The organism is Amycolatopsis cihanbeyliensis (assembly GCF_006715045.1).
Classification (GTDB): Bacteria; Actinomycetota; Actinomycetes; order Mycobacteriales; family Pseudonocardiaceae; genus Amycolatopsis; species Amycolatopsis cihanbeyliensis.
In genome coordinates this window covers 4,875,816-4,893,048 of the sequence record NZ_VFML01000001.1, presented here as the reverse complement: position 1 = coordinate 4,893,048, position 17,233 = coordinate 4,875,816, and the positions used below count along the sequence as shown (strand labels likewise).

At 67.5% G+C, this 17,233-nt stretch carries 13 protein-coding genes and 3 pseudogenes; 7 read left to right on the top strand and 9 right to left on the bottom strand.

Annotated features, from left to right (window positions below; all coding sequences use genetic code 11):
* The first annotated feature begins 104 nt into the window (after positions 1-104).
* The 5 genes from FB471_RS22365 to hisS all read left to right on the top strand — a co-directional run bounded on the left by FB471_RS22365 (position 105) and on the right by hisS (position 5,126).
* A complete protein-coding gene (locus FB471_RS22365) occupies positions 105-557 on the top strand; it encodes a flavodoxin family protein (protein ID WP_142000358.1) in 453 nt (150 codons plus the stop codon).
* 128 nt (positions 558-685) lie between these two features.
* Complete coding sequence (locus FB471_RS22360; RefSeq protein WP_142000357.1) at positions 686-1,453, top strand: D-Ala-D-Ala carboxypeptidase family metallohydrolase; 768 nt, start codon at positions 686-688, stop codon at positions 1,451-1,453.
* Between the two features lie 29 nt (positions 1,454-1,482).
* Positions 1,483-2,175: an LppX_LprAFG lipoprotein gene (locus FB471_RS22355; RefSeq protein ID WP_142000356.1), complete on the top strand. Its 693-nt coding sequence runs from the start codon at positions 1,483-1,485 to the stop codon at positions 2,173-2,175.
* Positions 2,172-3,734, top strand: coding sequence for an MFS transporter (locus FB471_RS22350; RefSeq protein ID WP_142000355.1), 1,563 nt, complete (start codon positions 2,172-2,174; stop codon positions 3,732-3,734). Before FB471_RS22355 ends, FB471_RS22350 begins: the two co-directional genes overlap by 4 nt.
* A 99-nt stretch (positions 3,735-3,833) precedes the next feature.
* Positions 3,834-5,126, top strand: a complete 1,293-nt coding sequence (gene hisS / locus FB471_RS22345; protein ID WP_142002291.1) for a histidine--tRNA ligase — start codon at positions 3,834-3,836, stop codon at positions 5,124-5,126.
* On the opposite strand, the gene FB471_RS22340 is transcribed toward hisS, so the two are convergent.
* Together FB471_RS22340 and FB471_RS22335 are read right to left on the bottom strand one after the other, a co-directional pair.
* A complete protein-coding gene (locus FB471_RS22340; RefSeq protein WP_142000354.1) occupies positions 5,116-6,117 on the bottom strand; it encodes an aldo/keto reductase in 1,002 nt (333 codons plus the stop codon). The genes hisS and FB471_RS22340 overlap by 11 nt on opposite strands.
* A gap of 19 nt (positions 6,118-6,136) precedes the next feature.
* Positions 6,137-6,979: pseudogene (locus tag FB471_RS22335) on the bottom strand (aldo/keto reductase); the annotation flags it as partial.
* A 131-nt stretch (positions 6,980-7,110) separates the two neighbouring features.
* Here FB471_RS22335 and FB471_RS22330 point away from each other — a divergent pair.
* Positions 7,111-8,763: a recombinase family protein gene (locus FB471_RS22330; RefSeq protein ID WP_170220892.1), complete on the top strand. Its 1,653-nt coding sequence runs from the start codon at positions 7,111-7,113 to the stop codon at positions 8,761-8,763.
* A gap of 28 nt (positions 8,764-8,791) precedes the next feature.
* Entirely contained in the window at positions 8,792-9,151 is a 360-nt protein-coding gene (locus FB471_RS22325) for a recombinase family protein (protein WP_142000351.1), read from the top strand.
* A 52-nt stretch (positions 9,152-9,203) separates the two neighbouring features.
* Here FB471_RS22325 and FB471_RS22320 read toward each other — a convergent pair whose 3' ends face one another.
* The 7 genes and pseudogenes from FB471_RS22320 to FB471_RS22295 all read right to left on the bottom strand — a co-directional run bounded on the left by FB471_RS22320 (position 9,204) and on the right by FB471_RS22295 (position 17,207).
* Entirely contained in the window at positions 9,204-9,395 is a 192-nt protein-coding gene (locus FB471_RS22320) for a hypothetical protein (protein ID WP_142000350.1), read from the bottom strand.
* Positions 9,396-9,408: 13 nt separating this feature from the next.
* Positions 9,409-9,582 (bottom strand): annotated as a pseudogene (locus FB471_RS35970) (peptidoglycan-binding domain-containing protein); the annotation flags it as partial.
* A 153-nt stretch (positions 9,583-9,735) separates the two neighbouring features.
* A pseudogene (locus FB471_RS35965) lies at positions 9,736-10,224 on the bottom strand (M15 family metallopeptidase); the annotation flags it as partial.
* Between the two features lie 181 nt (positions 10,225-10,405).
* On the bottom strand, positions 10,406-11,272 hold the full coding sequence (locus FB471_RS22310; RefSeq protein WP_142000348.1) for a hypothetical protein: 867 nt from the start codon (positions 11,270-11,272) through the stop codon (positions 10,406-10,408).
* A 21-nt stretch (positions 11,273-11,293) separates the two neighbouring features.
* The gene (locus tag FB471_RS22305; RefSeq protein WP_142000347.1) at positions 11,294-13,717 is read right to left on the bottom strand and encodes a hypothetical protein; all 2,424 of its coding nucleotides are present in this window, start codon (positions 13,715-13,717) and stop codon (positions 11,294-11,296) included.
* Between the two features lie 2 nt (positions 13,718-13,719).
* Positions 13,720-14,565 (bottom strand): hypothetical protein, encoded by an 846-nt coding sequence (locus tag FB471_RS22300; protein ID WP_142000346.1) that lies wholly within the window; start codon positions 14,563-14,565, stop codon positions 13,720-13,722.
* On the bottom strand, positions 14,562-17,207 hold the full coding sequence (locus tag FB471_RS22295; protein ID WP_211358098.1) for a phage tail protein: 2,646 nt from the start codon (positions 17,205-17,207) through the stop codon (positions 14,562-14,564). Before FB471_RS22295 ends, FB471_RS22300 begins: the two co-directional genes overlap by 4 nt.
* Between the last annotated feature and the right edge of the window lie 26 nt (positions 17,208-17,233).

Genomic DNA, 17,233 nt, shown 5'->3' with positions numbered 1-17,233 from the left:
GTCCACGCGCGTGAGTTTGCTCGCCACGCGCACGAGTTTGCCGTGCGCGGGCGCAGCGGGGCCGCGCACTTGCGCGGGAACCGTCGCGGCGGCACGCTCGCGGCGTGCCTACCTTGCTGATCGTCCACCACACGCCGTCCCCGAACACGCAGTCGATGTTCGAGGCGGTCGTTTCCGGCGCGACCACGGACGAGATCGAAGGCGTCGAGGTCGTCCGCAGGCCCGCGCTCGCCGCGACCGTGCCGGACGTGCTGGCCGCCGATGGCTACCTGCTCGGCACGCCGGCCAACCTCGGTTACATGTCCGGCGCGATGAAGCACTTCCTGGACCAGATCTACTACCCCTGCCTGGACGCCACCGGGGGCAGGCCGTTCGGCTACTACGTACACGGGGCCAGCGACGTGTCCGGCACCGTGCGCGGCATCGAGTCGATCACCGGCGGGCTGGGCTGGGAGCAGGGCGCGGCGTCGGTCACCGTGACGGGCGAGCCGAGCAAGCAGGACCTGGAGAACTGCTGGGAGCTGGGTGCGACCGTGGCCGCCCTCCTGATGGGTTAGCCAGGCCCGGGGACCCCGGAGACCCCGGAACCAATATTTTCCCAATTTCCAGCCAGCCATTGTCATCGTCTCACCACATCGGTGAGTATCTGGTCGAGTGTCCACGCCGGACTTCAGCTGGAGGCACGATGCCGACCCCGTCCGAACACCATCCAGTGCGCGGCAGGAGGGCCTTCCTCCGCGTCGCCGCGGCGACGCCCTTCGTTGCCGGCTTCGGCCTGCTCACCACCGGTGCCGCGCACGCGTACGACTGGACCCGCACCATGCGCGACGGCGACAGCGGCGCCGACGTACGCGAACTGCAGATCCGGATCGCCGGCTGGGCCGCCGACTCCCCGCGCAAGACCTACGTCGCGGTGGACGGCCAGTTCGGCCCGGCCACCGAGGCGGCGCTCCGCCGGTTCCAGCGCGCGTACGGCCTCACCGTCAACGGCGTGGCCGGCGAGCAGACACACGCCCGGCTCAACGCGCTGGAGGACTCCGACGGCTCCACGACGCACTTCGACTACGCGGAGTTCCATTCGAAGGACGGATCCGGCTTTTCCGGCGGAAAGGTCGGATCGGGCACGGTCAAGGAGAACGTGCGCCGATTGATGTACAAGCTGGAGGCCGTCCGGAAAAAGGTTGGCAACAAACCGATGAACATCAATTCCGGATTCCGCTCGATACGGCACAACTCGAATGTCGGCGGCGCGTCCAACAGCCAGCACATGTACGGCATCGCCGCCGACTTCGCCTCGGCCGGAGTCTCCACCCGCACGTTCTACGTGGCCTGCGAGACCTCCGGATTCTCCGGGCTGGAGCGGTACACGGTGAGCTGGCAGCACGCGGACAGCAGGGTCGAGTACCCCTACGGCGCGCGGTCGTGGTGGTGGGAAAGCGGCGTCGTCACCTGAGCGTCGCACGGCATGCCTAGGATGCACGCATGTTCACCCGCCGAATCCTGGCCGGGGCGCTCGCACTCGGCCTCGCGGTCGTGGCAGGCTGCTCCTCCGACGAGCCAGCGGACGAGCAACTTCCGGACGGCCCCCTCCTGATCGAAGCCGCTGCCACCGCCATGGGCAGCGTCAACAGCGCGCACTTCGGCATCGAGGTGCGGGGCGACATCCCGGGCCTCAGCGTGCGCGGCCTGGAAGGCGACCTGACCAAGGAGGGCGGGCCCTCCGGCGGGGCCAAGGGCACCGGCACCCTCGACCAGGGCGGGCAACTCGTCGAGGTCGAGTTCGTGCTCGCCGGGGATACGCTCTACCTCAAGGGCCCGACCGGAGACTTCCAGGAGATCCCGGTCCAGCTCAGCTCGGCGGTCTACGACCCGTCCGCGGTGCTGGACCCCGAACGGGGCATCGCCAAGGTGCTCGGCAGCATGCGGAACCCCACGACCGAGGCGCGGGAGGAGGTGGACGGCACCCCCGCCTACAAGGTCACCGGCACGGTGGCCAAGGACGTGCTCGGCGAGCTGGTACCCGGGGTGCCCTCGGACGCCGATATCGCGTTCTGGCTCCGGGCCGAGGGTGAGCGCCTGCCGGTCAAGGCCACCGCCACCTTCGGCGAGGGGCAGTCGGTGGACGTGCGGCTTTCCGAGGTGAACAAGCCCGTCACGGTGAACCCGCCGGAATGACCTCCACGCAGGTCGGCCGGTCCGGCAAGGGCGCGGCCATCGGTGCGGGCGGCCTCGCCGTGCTGCTCGGCGCACTGGACACCTATGTGGTGATCGGCCTGCTCCGGCAGATCATCGACGACCTGCGCATCCCGGTGAACCGGCTGGAGCAGATCACCCCGATCGTCACCGGGTACCTGCTCGGCTACGTGGCCGCGATGCCGCTGCTGGGGCAGGCCTCCGACCGGTTCGGGCGCAAACGTTTGCTCCAGGTCTGCCTCGCCGGTTTCCTTGCCGGATCCGCGATCACCGCACTGGCCGGGACGGTGCCGGTACTGGTCACCGGTCGGGTCGTCCAGGGTGTCGCCAGCGGTGCGCTGCTGCCGGTGACCATGGCGCTGGTCGCCGACCTGTGGGCGGAACGCAGGCGGGCGGCCGTGCTCGGCGCGGTCGGCGCGGCGCAGGAGCTCGGCAGCGTGCTCGGCCCGCTCTACGGGATCGCGCTCGCCGCGGCCGCGGGCTGGCGCGGGGTGTTCTGGGTGAACGTGCCGCTGGCGATCCTGGCCATGGTCGCCGTGCACTTCGCCCTTCCCGGCAGGCAGCGCACCACGGGCGAGCGGGCCAAGGTGGACGTGACCGGCGGCGCCCTGCTGGCCGTGACGCTCGGGTTGCTGGTCATCGGCCTGTACAGCCCTGACCCCCGCGAGCAGGCGCTGCCCAGCTGGGGTGTGCCCTTCCTGATCGCCGCGGCCGTCGCGCTGGTGGCGTTCTGTGTCTGGGAGGCACGGGCCCGTACCCGGCTGATCGACACCGCGGGCGTGCACCTGCGCCCGTTCCTCGCCGCGCTCGGCACCAGCGTCGCGGCAGGCGCCGCGCTGATGGTGACCCTGGTGGATGTGGACCTGTTCGCCCAGACCCTGCTCGGCAGGGACGACCAGGGGGCGATCCTGCTGCTGCTCCGCTTCCTCGTGGCGTTGCCGATCGGGGCGCTGCTCGGTGGCGCGCTGGCCGGCCGGATCGGGGAACGCTGGGTGGCCGTGGCGGGCATGCTGCTCGCGGCGGGCGGCTACCTGCTGATCTCCGGGTGGCCGATGGACGTGCTCGCCGCCAGGCACACCCTGGGCCCGGTGTCCCTGCCCCGGCTGGACGTCGACCTGGTGGTGGTCGGCCTCGGACTGGGCCTGGTCATCGCCCCGCTCTCGGCGGCGGTGCTGCGGGTGGTGCCCGCCGCGCAGCACGGGGTCGCCTCGGCAGGGGTGGTGGTGGCCAGGATGACCGGGATGCTGGTGGGCGTGGCGGGGCTGTCGGCATGGGGGCTGCACCGCTTCCACGAGATGACCGCCACCCTGGACGCCCCGATCCGGGTGCTGTTCCCCACCGACGCGGCCTACGAGCAGGCGCTCGCCGAGTACACCGGCGCGGTGCGGCAGGCGCTGCTGAGCCAGTACAGCGGGATCTTCCTGGTCACCGCCGTGATCTGCGCGGCAGGCGCCCTGCTCGCCCTGCTCATCCGGGGCAAAGCCCCTGAACGTGGCGTTCAGGACGCTCAACGTCTCAATAGTGCCGTTCGCGACATCTGACGTCTCGAAAGCCACGTTCAGGGCACTCGGGGCCGGGGATAGGGTTGTGGTGGATAAGCCTGGTCATGTATTTACCAAGTGAGTGAGGACGAGCACACCGTGCCCGAGTACCTGCCGACCGCGCCCTACCGGGGCACCCGTGACTTCCTGCCGGCGGAGATGTCCGTCCGGAGCCAGGTCTTCGGCACGCTGTACGAGGTACTCGAGCGGCATGGCTTCCTCCGCTACGACGGGCCGCTGCTGGAGCCCGCCGAGATCTACGAGGCGAAGTCCGGCGAGGAGATCGCCAACCAGCAGCTCTACACCCTGACCGACCGGGGCGGGCGGCGGCTGGCGCTGCGGCCGGAGATGACGCCCACGGTCGCGCGGATCATCGCGGGCAACGCCGGCTCGCTGCAGTTCCCTGTGCGCTGGTACAGCCACCCCAACTGCCACCGCTACGAGCGCCCGCAGCGCGGAAGGGTGCGCGAGCACTGGCAGGTCAACGCGGACATCTTCGGCTCGGACAGCGCGAACTGCGAGATCGAGATCTTCGAGCTGATCCACGGCATGCTGACCGCGCTCGGGGCGAGCGAGGACATGTTCCTGGTGCGGGCGAACGATCGGCAGTTGCTCACCGCCGCGCTGACCGGTGTGGTCGGGGTCACCGGGGAGCAGTTGGGACCGGTGTTCTCGCTGGTGGACCGCTGGGAGAAGTACGAGGCGGAGAGGCTCGCCGCGGACGCCGCGGAGATCGGGCTGAGCGACAAGCAGTTCGCCCGGCTCGGCGAGGTGCTCGGCGCGGGTCCGGCGCTGTTGGACGAGCTCCCCTCGGAGGTCAAGCAGGCCTCGCACCTGGTGCGGGTGCTGGAAAGCGGCTCGGCCGGGCTGGTGCGCTTCGACCCGCTGATCGTGCGCGGGCTGGCCTACTACACCTCCACCGTGTTCGAGGTGTTCGACACCTCGCCGGAGAACAACCGGGCGCTGTTCGGCGGCGGCCGGTACAGCGACCTCGCCGGATTGTTCACCGCCCAGCAGATCCCCGGGATCGGGTTCGGTATGGGCGATGTGACGCTGATGGACTTCCTGGCCACGCACGACCTGACGCCACGGCCGCGCAGCGAGGTGGACGTGGTCGCCATCCCGGTGACCGAGGACCTCTACGACGCCGCGCGCACCGTGGTGACCCGGCTGCGGGCCGCCGGCCTGCGCGCCTCGGTGCCGCTGGAGCTGCGCAAGCTGGGCAAGGAACTGTCCAGGGCGGACAGGGCCGGGGCCCGGGCCGTGGTGATCGTCGGCCAGGAGGAATGGGACGAGGGCAACGTCACCGTGCGCGGCCTGGCAACCCGCGAGCAGCGGCAGGTCGCCATGGACTCGGCGCCTGCCGCCGTCGCGGAGCTGCTCAGCGACTGAGCAGCTTCATCGCGTCCTCGTGGTAGCGCTGCCCGGCCACCGCGTCCGCGGGCACCGCGGCCTCGATGTCCGCGATGTCCTTTTCGGGCAGTTCCAGCCGCGCGGCGGCCACGTTCTCCTCCAGGTACGTGCGCCGCTTGGTACCCGGAATCGGCACCACATCCGGACCACGGTGCTGCACCCACGCCAGCGCCAGCTGCCCCGCCGTCACCCCCTTGCGCTCGGCAAGCTCCCGCAACGCCCGCACCATCTCCAGGTTGCGCTCGAGGTTCCCCTCGGCAAGGCGGGGCTGGCCGGTCTGCCGGAAGTCGTCCGTGTCGAGGTCCGCCTTCGAGGTGATCGCGCCGGTCAGGAACCCCCGCCCGAGCGGGGAGTACGGCACGACGCCGATCCCCAGCTCCCGGCAGGTGGGCACCACCTCGTCCTCGATGTCCCTCGACCACAGTGACCACTCGGTCTGCACCGCCGAGATCGGGTGCACCGCGTGCGCCCGCCGGATCGTCTCGGCGCCCGCCTCGGACAACCCGAGGTGACGCACCTTGCCCTGCCTGACCAGTGCGGCCATCGCCTGCACGGTGTCCTCGATCGGCACGTCCGGGTCGACCCGGTGCTGGTAGTACAGGTCGATATGGTCCACCCCGAGCCTGCGCAGCGAGGCCTCCGCCGCCCGCCCGACGTACTCGGGGTCGCCCCGGACGCCCCGCTTGGACTGGTCCGCCTCGTCCCGGACGACCCCGAACTTGGTCGCCAGCACCACACTGTCCCTGCGGTCGGCGACGGCGCGGCCGACGAGCTCCTCGTTGCGCCCGTAGCCGTACATGTCGGCGGTGTCCAGCAGGGTGACCCCGAGTTCGAGCGCACGGTGGATGGTGGCGACCGACTCGGTGTCGTCGCCGGTACCGTAGAACTCGCTCATTCCCATGCAGCCGAGCCCCTGCGCCCCGACCTCGAGCTCGCCGAGACTCCTGGTGGGTAGTGCCTGCTCAGTCATCTGGTCCATCTCCCCTGTGTCAGTTACCGACATTGCGTGCCAGGTGCTCCGGGTAGCGCTCCCCCGCGATCGCGCTCGCCGGAACGGCGCCCTCGATGTCCGCGATGTCCTTTTCGGACAGTTCCAGCCGCGCGGCGGCCACGTTCTCCTCCAGGTACGTGCGCCGCTTGGTACCCGGAATCGGCACCACATCCGGACCACGGTGCTGCACCCACGCCAGCGCCAGCTGCCCCGCCGTCACCCCCTTGCGCTCGGCAAGCTCCCGCAACGCCCGCACGATCGCGAGGTTGCGCTCGAGGTTCCCCTCGGCGAACCGGGGCAGGCCGCGGCGCATATCGTCCGCACCGAGCTGCTCGGCGGAGTTGATCGCTCCGGTCAGGAACCCGCGCCCCAGTGGGGAGAACGGGACGATGCCGATCCCCAGCTCCCGGCAGGTGGGCGCCACCTCGTCCTCGATGCCGCGGGTCCACAAGGACCATTCGCTCTGCAGTGCCGAGATCGGATGCACCGCGTGCGCCCGCCGGATGGTCTGCGCACTTGCCTCGGAGATCCCCACGTGCCGCACCTTGCCCTCGCCGACCAGCTCGGCGAGCGCGCCGAAGGTCTCCTCCACCGGCACGTCCGGATCGACCCGGTGCTGGTAGTACAGGTCGATATGGTCCACCCCGAGCCGGTCGAGGGACTCCTCGCAGCACTGCCGCACGTAGGCCGCGTCCCCGCGGGCGAACTGGCCACGGTCCTCGGAAAAGATCGCGCCGAACTTGGTGGCCAGCACCACATCGTCCCGCAGCACCGCGCCCTGCCGGAACGCTCGGCCGAGGAGTTCCTCGTTGGCCCCTCCGCCGTAGACGTTGGCGGTGTCGGCATCTATGGATTCACTCCGCTGGGAGTGACCCCGGTCACCTTCGAGTGATCAGGTCGATACGTCGAACGTATGTTCGATGTCGAGACATGGGGAGTTGCAGTATGGGGAGACCTCGTACCCGCAAGGTTATGCAGGCGGCTGCGGACACGAGCAAGCCGCTCCGCGCGTTGATCGCGGTGCGGCTGTCCCGGCTGAGCGATGACACCACCTCGCCGGAGCGGCAGCTCAAGGAGTGCGAGCAGCACGTAGCCGCGAAGGGGTGGACGGTCGCCGGGGTGGCTGAAGATCTGGACGTATCGGCGCGGACCACGGCGCCGTTCGACCGTGCCGAGTTGGGCAAGTGGCTACGGAACCGCGCCCACGAGTTCGACGTGATCGTGTTCTGGCGCCTGGATCGGATCGTCCGGAGCGTCGCCGATCTCAACGACTTGTTGAGCTGGGGCAAGCAGCACGGTAAGCACTTTGCCTCGGCGACGGAGGAGCACTTCGACACCTCCACTCCGATCGGCTACATCATCGCGATCCTGATCGCGTGGGTGGCGGAGATGGAGTCGCAGGCGACCAGTGAACGCACCACGTCGATGCACGCGGACTTCATTGATGATGGCCGGTATCGGGGTGGTACGCCGTCGTTCGGGTACCGACCGGTGTTGATCGAGGAGACGTGCTGGGTCTGCGCTGATGCTGGGATCGGATGCTCGCACGTGGGCCAGAAGCGGCTGGAGCACGATCCGGTGATGGCACCGCTAGCTCAGCAGATCGTCTCGCGGATCGTGGACGACGGGGAACGTCCCATGTCGATCACGAAGGATTTGTCTGAACGGGGCGTTCTCACACCCCACGACCACCATCGGGTCAACCTCGGTCGAGAGCCGAAGGGGTCGGCGTGGCAGGTCGGCATCCTGGTGGCGTTGCTGCGGAACCCGGCCCTGATGGGCTACCAGGTGCGGCGTCACGTGATCGGCGTGGACCAGGACGGCCAGAAGGTCTACGGACCGCACGAGATCGTCAGGGACGAGAACGACAAGCCGATCCTGCGTGCTCAGCCGATCATCGACCCGGTGATGTTCGATCGCCTGCAACGGAAGCTGGACGAGATGAACAAGCGCCGAGGACCGAACCAGAACACGCGAGCGGTGCTGATCGGTGTCATCAAATGCGCCGTGTGTGGCACCAACATGTACCTGAACTCCGGACGGAGGAATTCCTACTACCGGTGTCGCTCGGTGTCCACTGGTCGGCCGTGCGGGAACAAGTCCGTTCGCCAAGACGATGCCGAGAACGCTCTGATCGAACAGTTGCTGAACGACTTCGGGGACATGGAACGTAAGGAGAAGATCTACGATCCGGGCGAGGATCATGCCAGTGAGTTGGAGCAGGTTCGGGTCACGCTGGACGATCTGACCAACCTGTTGACCAAGCCCGCGTACCGGGAGGGTACGCGGCAGCGTGAGCGGCTGGAACGGCAGATCGAGAAACTGGCTACGCGGGAAGCGGAGCTGGAAGCGATTCCGTCGCGGCCGTCTCGGTACCGGGTGGTCGGCACTGGGGAAACGTTCCGGGAGTACTGGAACAGCTTGGACCAGCAGGAGAAGAATCTCTACCTCCGCGACCATGAGGTCACCATGACCGTACGGGGAGGTAAGGCCCCGGTCTGGGACATCGACTTCGCTGACCTGCCCGCTATCCTCGGGTCGATCGATCCCGATCTTGACGCCGATACTTTTCTCCAGGAGCAGGACGAGCAGGCGCGAAGCTACCGGGAGTCACTGGTCTCGTAGTCATACACCGACTGTCAGGAGCGAGGAAATGACGGACTTCGGATACACCGCGCATGGCGAGGTCAAGCGCCTGCGTGCTGCGGGATGTGCCCAGGTGTTCGCGGAGGCACCCGAACCACCGCGTCTTCGACCTGAGTTCATGGCCTGCCTCGCGGCGATGGACCGGGGCGACACCCTAGTTGTGCCTTCGCTGGTGGAGATTAGCAGGACTGTCCGAGCGATCATGGATGTGGTCGAGTGGTTGGAGAGGCACGACCAATACCTTCGCTCGCTGGATGAGGAGATCGATACGAATAAGTCACAAGGCCGACTCCAGCTTGGGTCGATGGCGGCTATGGTCCGCGCAGAACCAGAAGAGGGACGCCGCGAACGAGACGGGAGCGAGTAGCGGTCCCTGAAATGACGAAAAGCCCCCTCCGTGAGGAGGGGGCTTTTCTATGTCAGCGCTTGGCGCCGAGTTCGGTGTTGGTCTTGTCGGGGACACGGTAGCCGACCGCGAACATCAGGATGGAGGTGATAGCGGTGCTGACCTCGGCCGGGACATCGACGCCGAGGCCGGAGAGGATCCAGACGAGGATGACGGTCAGGGCGCCAACGGCGCCGGAGAGCCCGACCTTACGGGTTGGGGTCACGTGCTTCCTTTCTCTAGAACCCGAGCTTGGCCCAGGTGTGCTTGCCGACGATTCCGTCAACCGCGATGCCGGAGCGCCGCTGGAACTCCTTGACCACGCGCTCGGTGGCGGGGCCGAAGATTCCGTCCACGACGAGCTGGGAGTAGGCGGGGTAGACGCGGTTGAGGAACGCTTGGAGGTCACGGACCGGCTGTCCGCGGCTGCCACGCTTGAGGACCGGGCGCGTAGGCGAGCCAGACCCGCCAGTACCAGTGCCAGGATCGCCAAGGCCGGACTCGATACGAGCCCAAGTGCGGCGTCCCACGATCCCGTCGACCGCAAGTCCCTGGCTGGACTGGTAGCGGCGGACTGCGGCCTCGGTCTGGGTACCGAAGATGCCGTCTGCGGTGATGCCGAGGTAGCGCTGGACGAGCTTGACGGCTTCGCCTCGGCTGCCTCGCTTGAGCGTGGGACGCCCCGGTGAGGGGGCAGGGTCACCCCCGCCGTTGCCGAGCCGGTTGGCGACGGCGGCGACGCGGTTGTAGGGGGCGTTGATCTCGAAGTGCATCTCATCGACGCGGCCGGTGTAGTCGCCGCCCCAGCGCACGACGTGATCGACCTCGGCGAGGATGCGGTGGATCTCGGCGACCTGCGCCCGGTTGAACGTGCCGCGCACGCCAAGGGGGTGTCGGGTGGCGTTGATGTCGATGGCCGTGGCCGAGGCGTGGTTGCTGGTGGCGGTGCCGCCTCGGATGGGGCGGTCGGCCCAGCCCCAGTCATCGAACTCGCCGCGCGTGGAGCGTAGATCCACGTCTTCGACTCGCTTGTCGATCTGTGAGGCGACGTACATGAGCACGTCCCCGGCGGGTCCGTCCGCGACGGTGATGCGTACCTTGCTGCCGGGTACGGTGCGGGCGCGGCGGGGTGGGTTGACGGGCCATCCGTTCTGGCTGACAGCCAATATGTTCTCCTTGTTCAGCGCATAAAAAGAGCGCCGATGTCAGTCGGCGCTGGGTATCTGCTGGTGGTGCTTAGGCGAGGGCGAACCAGAAGACCTGGTTGGCTCGGGTCCAATGGCCCGCGTGGAGGTCCAGCGTGGCCGGCGGGGGCCGGTCCCGGCCGCCCTGGTACACGCTGTAGGGGACCTCGCCGATCCAGGCTTGGGACCCGGCCGCCGAGATCGCCAGCGTGGAGGCGGCTTTCGGCACCGTGGTCCAACCCAGGACAATGGCGCAGATCGCGACCACATCACCAGCGGAGATCGCCAGCTCCGGGATAGCGACTCGTTTAACGCCAACTGTGGTGACGTGGGTGCTGCCGGTGATGTGGGCGTGTTCGGCGAGGCTGGAGAGGTCCGGTCCGGTGTAGACCTTCAGGTCGAACGTGCCGGGGCCTTCGGCCGCTGTACCTATCGCGAAGCGAACCTCGGTCGCGGTGAATGCCTTGGGCGAGATCGTGGCGGAGGCGGACATGTAGCCGTTGCTCCACGTCTCTCCGTGGGGACAATCGGTTCGTGCCCGCGAGCTGATGATGTCGCCGTAGAGTGTGGTGTCGTCGGCTACGGTGGGCGGGTCTTGGCCGCCTGGCGCGGCTTTGAGTGCTTCGATCTCGGCGTAGACGGTGCCGTGGGAGCCCCGCTCACCCTGGTTGGTTTCCACGGTCGTGACGCGACGATCGAGCGCTGCGTTGCCGTGGTCCGGGTGGTTGGTGGCGACGCTGATGTCACTGATAACCGCATCCTGCCGAGCGTTGGTGTCCGTCGCCTCGGTCAGGCGGTCGTCCGCGTCGCGAAGACGGTCGTCTGCGTCGCGCAGGCGTTCGTCCAGGTCGCGGATGTTCGCGGTGACCTTGTTGTACTCGGCCGAGGAGGCGGGCTCGCGTGGTTTGGCGTCGGCCATGGGCTGTATCGCCATGGGTGGTTAGCTCCAGATGAGGGTCTTGTCCCAGAGGCCGTATTGCGGGCTGTCCCAGAGGCCGATGCCGGGTGGGTGCAGCATTTCCACGGTGTAGGTGTCCGACAGTCCGGATTCGCGGGTGAACTCGCGGCGGATGCCGTAGATCTGGACGTGGACGCTCTCGCCGAATCCCTCGGGGTCGCGGATCTCGAATGTGTCGCCGAGGCGGGTCCGGGGGTCGCCTGCGACCGTGATGTCGTCGGTGGCGGGGATGGGTCGGGTCGTGCGTCCGAGCAGGTACCGGCTGATGGTGTTGATCGAGAAGCGGTCCTGTACCCAGTCGCCGGAGTGCTTGTAGTTCCTGCCCCCGTACTTCATGATCGACTCGCGGTCGGTCACGGTGGTGAGTTGGGGAGGGAACTCCTGCACGAGTGTTCCGCCGATGTGGTAGGCGGGCTTGTCGTCGTTGGTGGCGAGTCGGCATGGCTCGTCATAGCCGTTCCAGATGCGGACCTCCAGCTCGCCTGTGGACGCGAAGTGCACGTTGATGTCCACGCCACTGGTCTTGCCGTCGTCTTCGGCCCAGGTTCCGTTGGTGAGCCATTGCACGACGTAGGCGTTGTAGAGTTCGTCGTTCCAGGTTGATCCGGTGTAGCGCGCTGGCTTGTGGGGATCGGCCGCGATGACGGAATCCGACCACACACGAAACGTACGAGCGGTACGTCCCGGAACGTAGAACTCGTCCACCGAGGACGACTTGTACGCGGCTCCGTAGACACCGAGTTTCTTGCTGGCCTCTACCGACCAGATGTTGCGTACGGAGTCCAGTGAGTGCGTGATCTTCAACCCGGAGATCTGGTCCAGGGTGAGGGTTTTGGCGACGGTGTTGCGTAGCCGTTCGATGTGCTCGGCGTTCCAGAAGCGAAACACGCCCTGCTCGTCCCAGAACACGCTTCCGTACTCGGCTGCGGCGACCTGCGTGATGATCTCCCAGGCGTCCTGGCCGTTGCGGACGGGCAGGAAGGTGTACTGCTGGAGTCCGGGATCGAGCACTGCCGCGTAGCGCGCGGGTACGGGCTCGCCGGAACCGGCTCCGCCGGTCAGGTCGATGAACCGGGTGTTGCGGAAGGCATAGAACAGGTCGTTCATGCCTACGGCGTTGGTCACATAGACGAGTCCCTGAAGAAGCCGGTATCCGGGGTTGCCGGCCCATCGGTCGTTCACGGGTACCGGTCCGCCGTTGTCGGCGTCCCCGACTCGGAGATACACGGCCGCTTCCGGCCCGTCGATGATCGTCCAGGCCGCGAGGATGCGAATGTTGGACTGGTCCCTCGGGATCGGGACCCGTTCGGACGATACGACGTCGCCCGTGTCGAGATTCCCTCGCTCGGTCCATGCCTCGCCGTGCTGGATCTTGAGCTTGAGGCTACAGCCGGACCCGACATCGAGGCTGAGCACGGTGTACTCGATGTTCGACCAGATCAGCGCCGAGTTGGTGCCCTCGGCTACGAGCGTGAACCCGAAGTAGTGCGTGCCCACCGCCTTCTGAAGATCGCGATTGGACACCCAGTACTGGCTGAACGGGAGTGGATCGGTCGGGTACGAGATGAGGTTGCGTGGCTGGGGGAAGTCCGGGTCGCTGTCGGCTTCGTCGGCGACCAGGGGGTGTGGTTGGCCGTAGGACTCGTACATCGGGGCGCCTACGGATTCCACGTTGGCGTAGCGGTTGATGTGGGTTCGGGCGTGCCATCCGATCGTGGGATGCAGCGCGCCGGTCCCGGTCAGCCAGAACACCGTGCCGTCGATACTGCCGTCCGGGACGTGCATCTCTTCGCGCATCTTGTGCCGGTAGGGCGTTGACGCGGTGTCGCTGAACCGCAGGCAGTTGTCGATGACCCACGAGGAGTCGATGAGCTGCGCGCGGACCCGGCCCCGGCTGGCGTGGTACTCGTTGATCGCCCACGGCGCGAACTGGATCGGCCGCCGCAACTTCTCTACCCGGTCGAGTGCGGTGATCTCCACCGTGTGATCGGCCCGGTCCGGGCTGACGGTGCGGATGTTGCCGACGAACTGCGGGTACCACACGGTGCCGGCGGCCGTGTCGATCCCGAGCGCGTACCGGATCTCCACGCCCACCAGATCGCGTAGGTAGAACGGGGAATGGCCGTTGTAGGGGCTGAACACCGCGCCGAAGAGCAGCCCGTCGTATTCGCCGTGCAGAGTCGCGGTCAGCTCGGCCGCGCTCGCACCTTCAATCAGCAGGATCTCTTCTGGGGCCGATCCGGCGAGGCTGCGGTCGGTGCTCACGCTCGTGACGTAGCCGGACAGGTCGGAAAGCGGGTGGGCATAGCGGCCATCGCCGTCCCAGTCGGCTTCCAGCCGGACGCGGACGTGGCGCTCGGCCGCGGTGAGGGCGGCTTCGGCCGCCTCGCCGCCGTACGTCCACACAGCTATGCCTCCAGCAATGTCATCGAGCAGTCGGTGAGGGGGAACCGCGGGGATGAGGTCGAGAGCTGGTCGAGGTGCACCGTGGTAGCGGCACCACCCAAGTCCCAGTCGGTGATCTCGTCCGTCGCGGCGATCTGTGGTGCCGCCAGCCGCAGCGGCACCTGGTAGTCCTCCGCAGGCAGCAGGGCAAGCTGGACGGCCGCGCAGCCGGGCGGAACGGTCCGGGTGAACCAATGCCGCCCCCACTCCGGGGTGGCCTCGAACTCGTAGTAGGGCGTGCTGCCGACCCGCTGGAGCTGCCGGTCGAACACGTCGAACAGAATGTGTACCCGCTGCGTCGTGTCCGAGCGGGCATAGATGGAGCCGGTCAGGGTTTCCTCGGCGAAGACCGGGGTCTTGTAGCGCTCGTCAAACCGGATGTACTGGAACGCCGAGCCCCATCCGGTCCACTCCGCCGACTCGTACCCCGGACCGGCCCAACTCGGCCAGTCGGCTACACGGGACAGGATGCCGCCGCTGTGGCGGACTCCGGTGTCCATCCCCGTCCCGATGCGGAGCGTGGTAGCCCGTGTCGAGAGCCGGTTGTGCAGCATCGGGTTGATCAGACGCACCGGCCCCGGTATGTGCCGAGTGTGCAGGGCCTTCAGCCACTGCCACTCGGCCTGTTCCAGGTACGTCCAGGTGAACGTGAACTCGTGAGCGTGCCCGGTCACGTCCATCGTCCGCGCACCGCTCAACCCCTGGTGGGTACCGCCATAGCGCACCTCGGTGGTCTCGATCTGGGGCTCCGGGCAGGTGAGCGGACGCAGATCACCCACTGGTCCGAGGTACCAGGTCGCGTCGCTCATCCTCGTCGTGCCCTCCGCAGGTTTGCTTTGTTGACCAATTTCGCGAGGCCGTTGGGGTCGATCTCGACTCCCCAGTGGGACAGCGCCTCGGTGATGCGGTCCTCGATGGACCCGAAGTCCCCGGATTCGAGGTGGCCCTGCCATTCCACGTTGGCGGTGCGGGTCGCCGCGGTCATCAGATCGTCAACCGCACGGACGGCGGCGGGTGTGCCGTCTTCGACGCTGCGAGCCCACCGGGTGCCGATGTCGTCGCCGTCGAACGCCCTCGCCAGTCGATCGGCCATGCCTCGCACCGTCGTCTCCACCGTCGCGAAGCTGTCTTGGAGGCCGTCGTGCAGACCTTGCATGATGGCTTTGCCCGCGGGGGTGAGCAGCCGGCGGTCATACGGCAACGGACCCTTGAGGTCGGCGATCCAGCCGCCCACGTCGGAAACCCAGCCCGATACCTTGTCCCAGGCCGCCTTGAGCCCTTCGAGTAACCCTTCCAGGATCGAGACCCCCACGTCCCACAGGAGCTTCCCGAGGTCCCCAAGGGTGCGGAGAATGCCGCCGGGCAGGTCGGTGAAGAACCCGATGACGAGCTTGATCCCGGCACGAACCGCCGCCTTGATGGTTTTCCATGCCCCCGACAGGATCTTCTTGACACCATCCCACGCCCGCGACCAGTCACCGGAGATGATTCCCATGACGACATCGATGATTCCCTGAATCACCTTCATCGCGCCCTCGATGATCTGTTGAATGTCCGGCCAGACCTTCTCGACAACAGAGAGGATCGATTCAAAGACCGGGATCATCGCTTCCGCGATGGCCCCCACAATGTCGAACACGATGGGAAGAAACTCATTGAGCGCTTCCACGATCGACTCGACCACGGGCACCAGGGCCTCGATGACCTTCACCAGGATCGGGAAGATCAGCTCGGCGAGCTGCATCAGCGGCGGGATCAACGGGGTCAGGATGTCCAGCAAACCCTGAAGGATCGTCGTCGCCAGCGTCGCGAGCGGCGGCAGCAACGGCGTCAGGGCCGTCAGGACGTCGGTGAGGAACTGCGCCACCAGTTCCAGGAACGGCGTCAGCGCCGTGAACGCTTCGACCAATGCCGTGCCCACGGCCTGCCCGAGCTGCTTCAAAAACTCGATCAGCGGCGGAAGAATCGGCTGGATGGCCCGCAGCGCCATCGTCAGCACATCGCCGATAATCTGCGCCAGCGGAACCAGAACCGGGGTCAACGCCTGAATCGCGCCGACCAGCAGCTCTCCGAGCTGGCTGGCCAGGAGCCCGATCGACGGAGCCAGCGCCTCGAAGGCCGGAGCCAGCGCCGACAGCGCTTCGCCGAGCACGGTTGCGAGCAGCCCGGACAACGACCCGAGAACCGGCATCAGCGACACCAGCGCGTCGGTGAATCCGGTGATCAGCGTCGACAGCGGTCCGCCGAGATCGCCCATCACCCGGATACCCGCCTCCATCAGGCGGGTGAACATGTCCAGGAACGCGGCTGTAACCTGGGCCAACCCTTGCATCGCGCGCTCGAACGATCCGTCCGCGGTGACCCGTTCGACCATCGCGCGGAAGTCCGCGGCGAAGTCGTTGAGCACGTCGGCGAGCAGCCCGAAGGACTTCGAGCCCGCGTCGGCCAGCGTGAGGAACGCTGACGTGGCGTCCCGGATCATCGGCGACAGCGCCCGGAGGAACCGACCCGTGTTATCCAGAATGGACTGGATCTGTTCCATGCCCTGTGCCGAGGTGACGACCTCGGTGAACGCCTGCGCCATCGGAACGAGCCCGTTGGCGACGTTGGTCAGGCCCTTCTCCAGGACCGGGAACACGGCGGCGAGCTGCGCGAAGACCGGGCCGAGCCCCTGTGCGAACGTGTCAGACAGGCTGCTCTTGAGCCGGTCCACCAGCGGGGAGAGCTGGGAGGCGGCCTGCTTGATGCCGTCGAAGCCGAGCGCGATGGCCGCGATGGCTCCGCCCGCCACCGCCGCGAGGGACGGCAGGCCGGCCAGCAGGGAGGACACGAGCCCGATCGCGGGGGCGGCAGCCGCGAACACCGCGACGACCAGCCATCCTCGGCGGCTGATCTGCCCGAGACGGGACACCGCGTTGCTGGCTGCGTTGGACAGGCCGGAGAACGCCTTGCTGACGCCGGAGACGGCACCCGCACCGAGACGCGCGAGGAGGCGCACCGTGGATGTGGCTCGCTTGCCGAGCCGGTGTACGGCGTCTCCGGTCCGCAGGAAGTTCTCGTACAGGCCGCGGGCGCGGATAGCCCGAATGCGCTTCGGAACGGTGCCAATGGCCTTGCTGATACCCCGCCAGTGCGCCCGCAAATTGAAGGCGCGCTTGGTGATATCGACCACCGAGCGGGAGACCTGGCGAAGGTTCGCCATCATCCGCTGGCTGGCCTCGTGCATCCGGTGCAGGTAGACCGCCATGGTGCCCAGCAGCGTTTCGGTCGGCCGCAAGCTCACGTTGATGTCCTTGAACGAGATCTGTTCCAAGGACGAGCGCAGGCGCGCGGCTGCCGCACGGGCCTGCTTGGTGTCGAACTTGACGCCGACCGTGACCTGAAGCTGCCGCTCGATGCGTTCGAGTTGAACCTTGAGTTCCTTCGGCAGGTGACTGCTGTCCGGAACCACGCGGACGCTGATGCGGCCGACTTCTT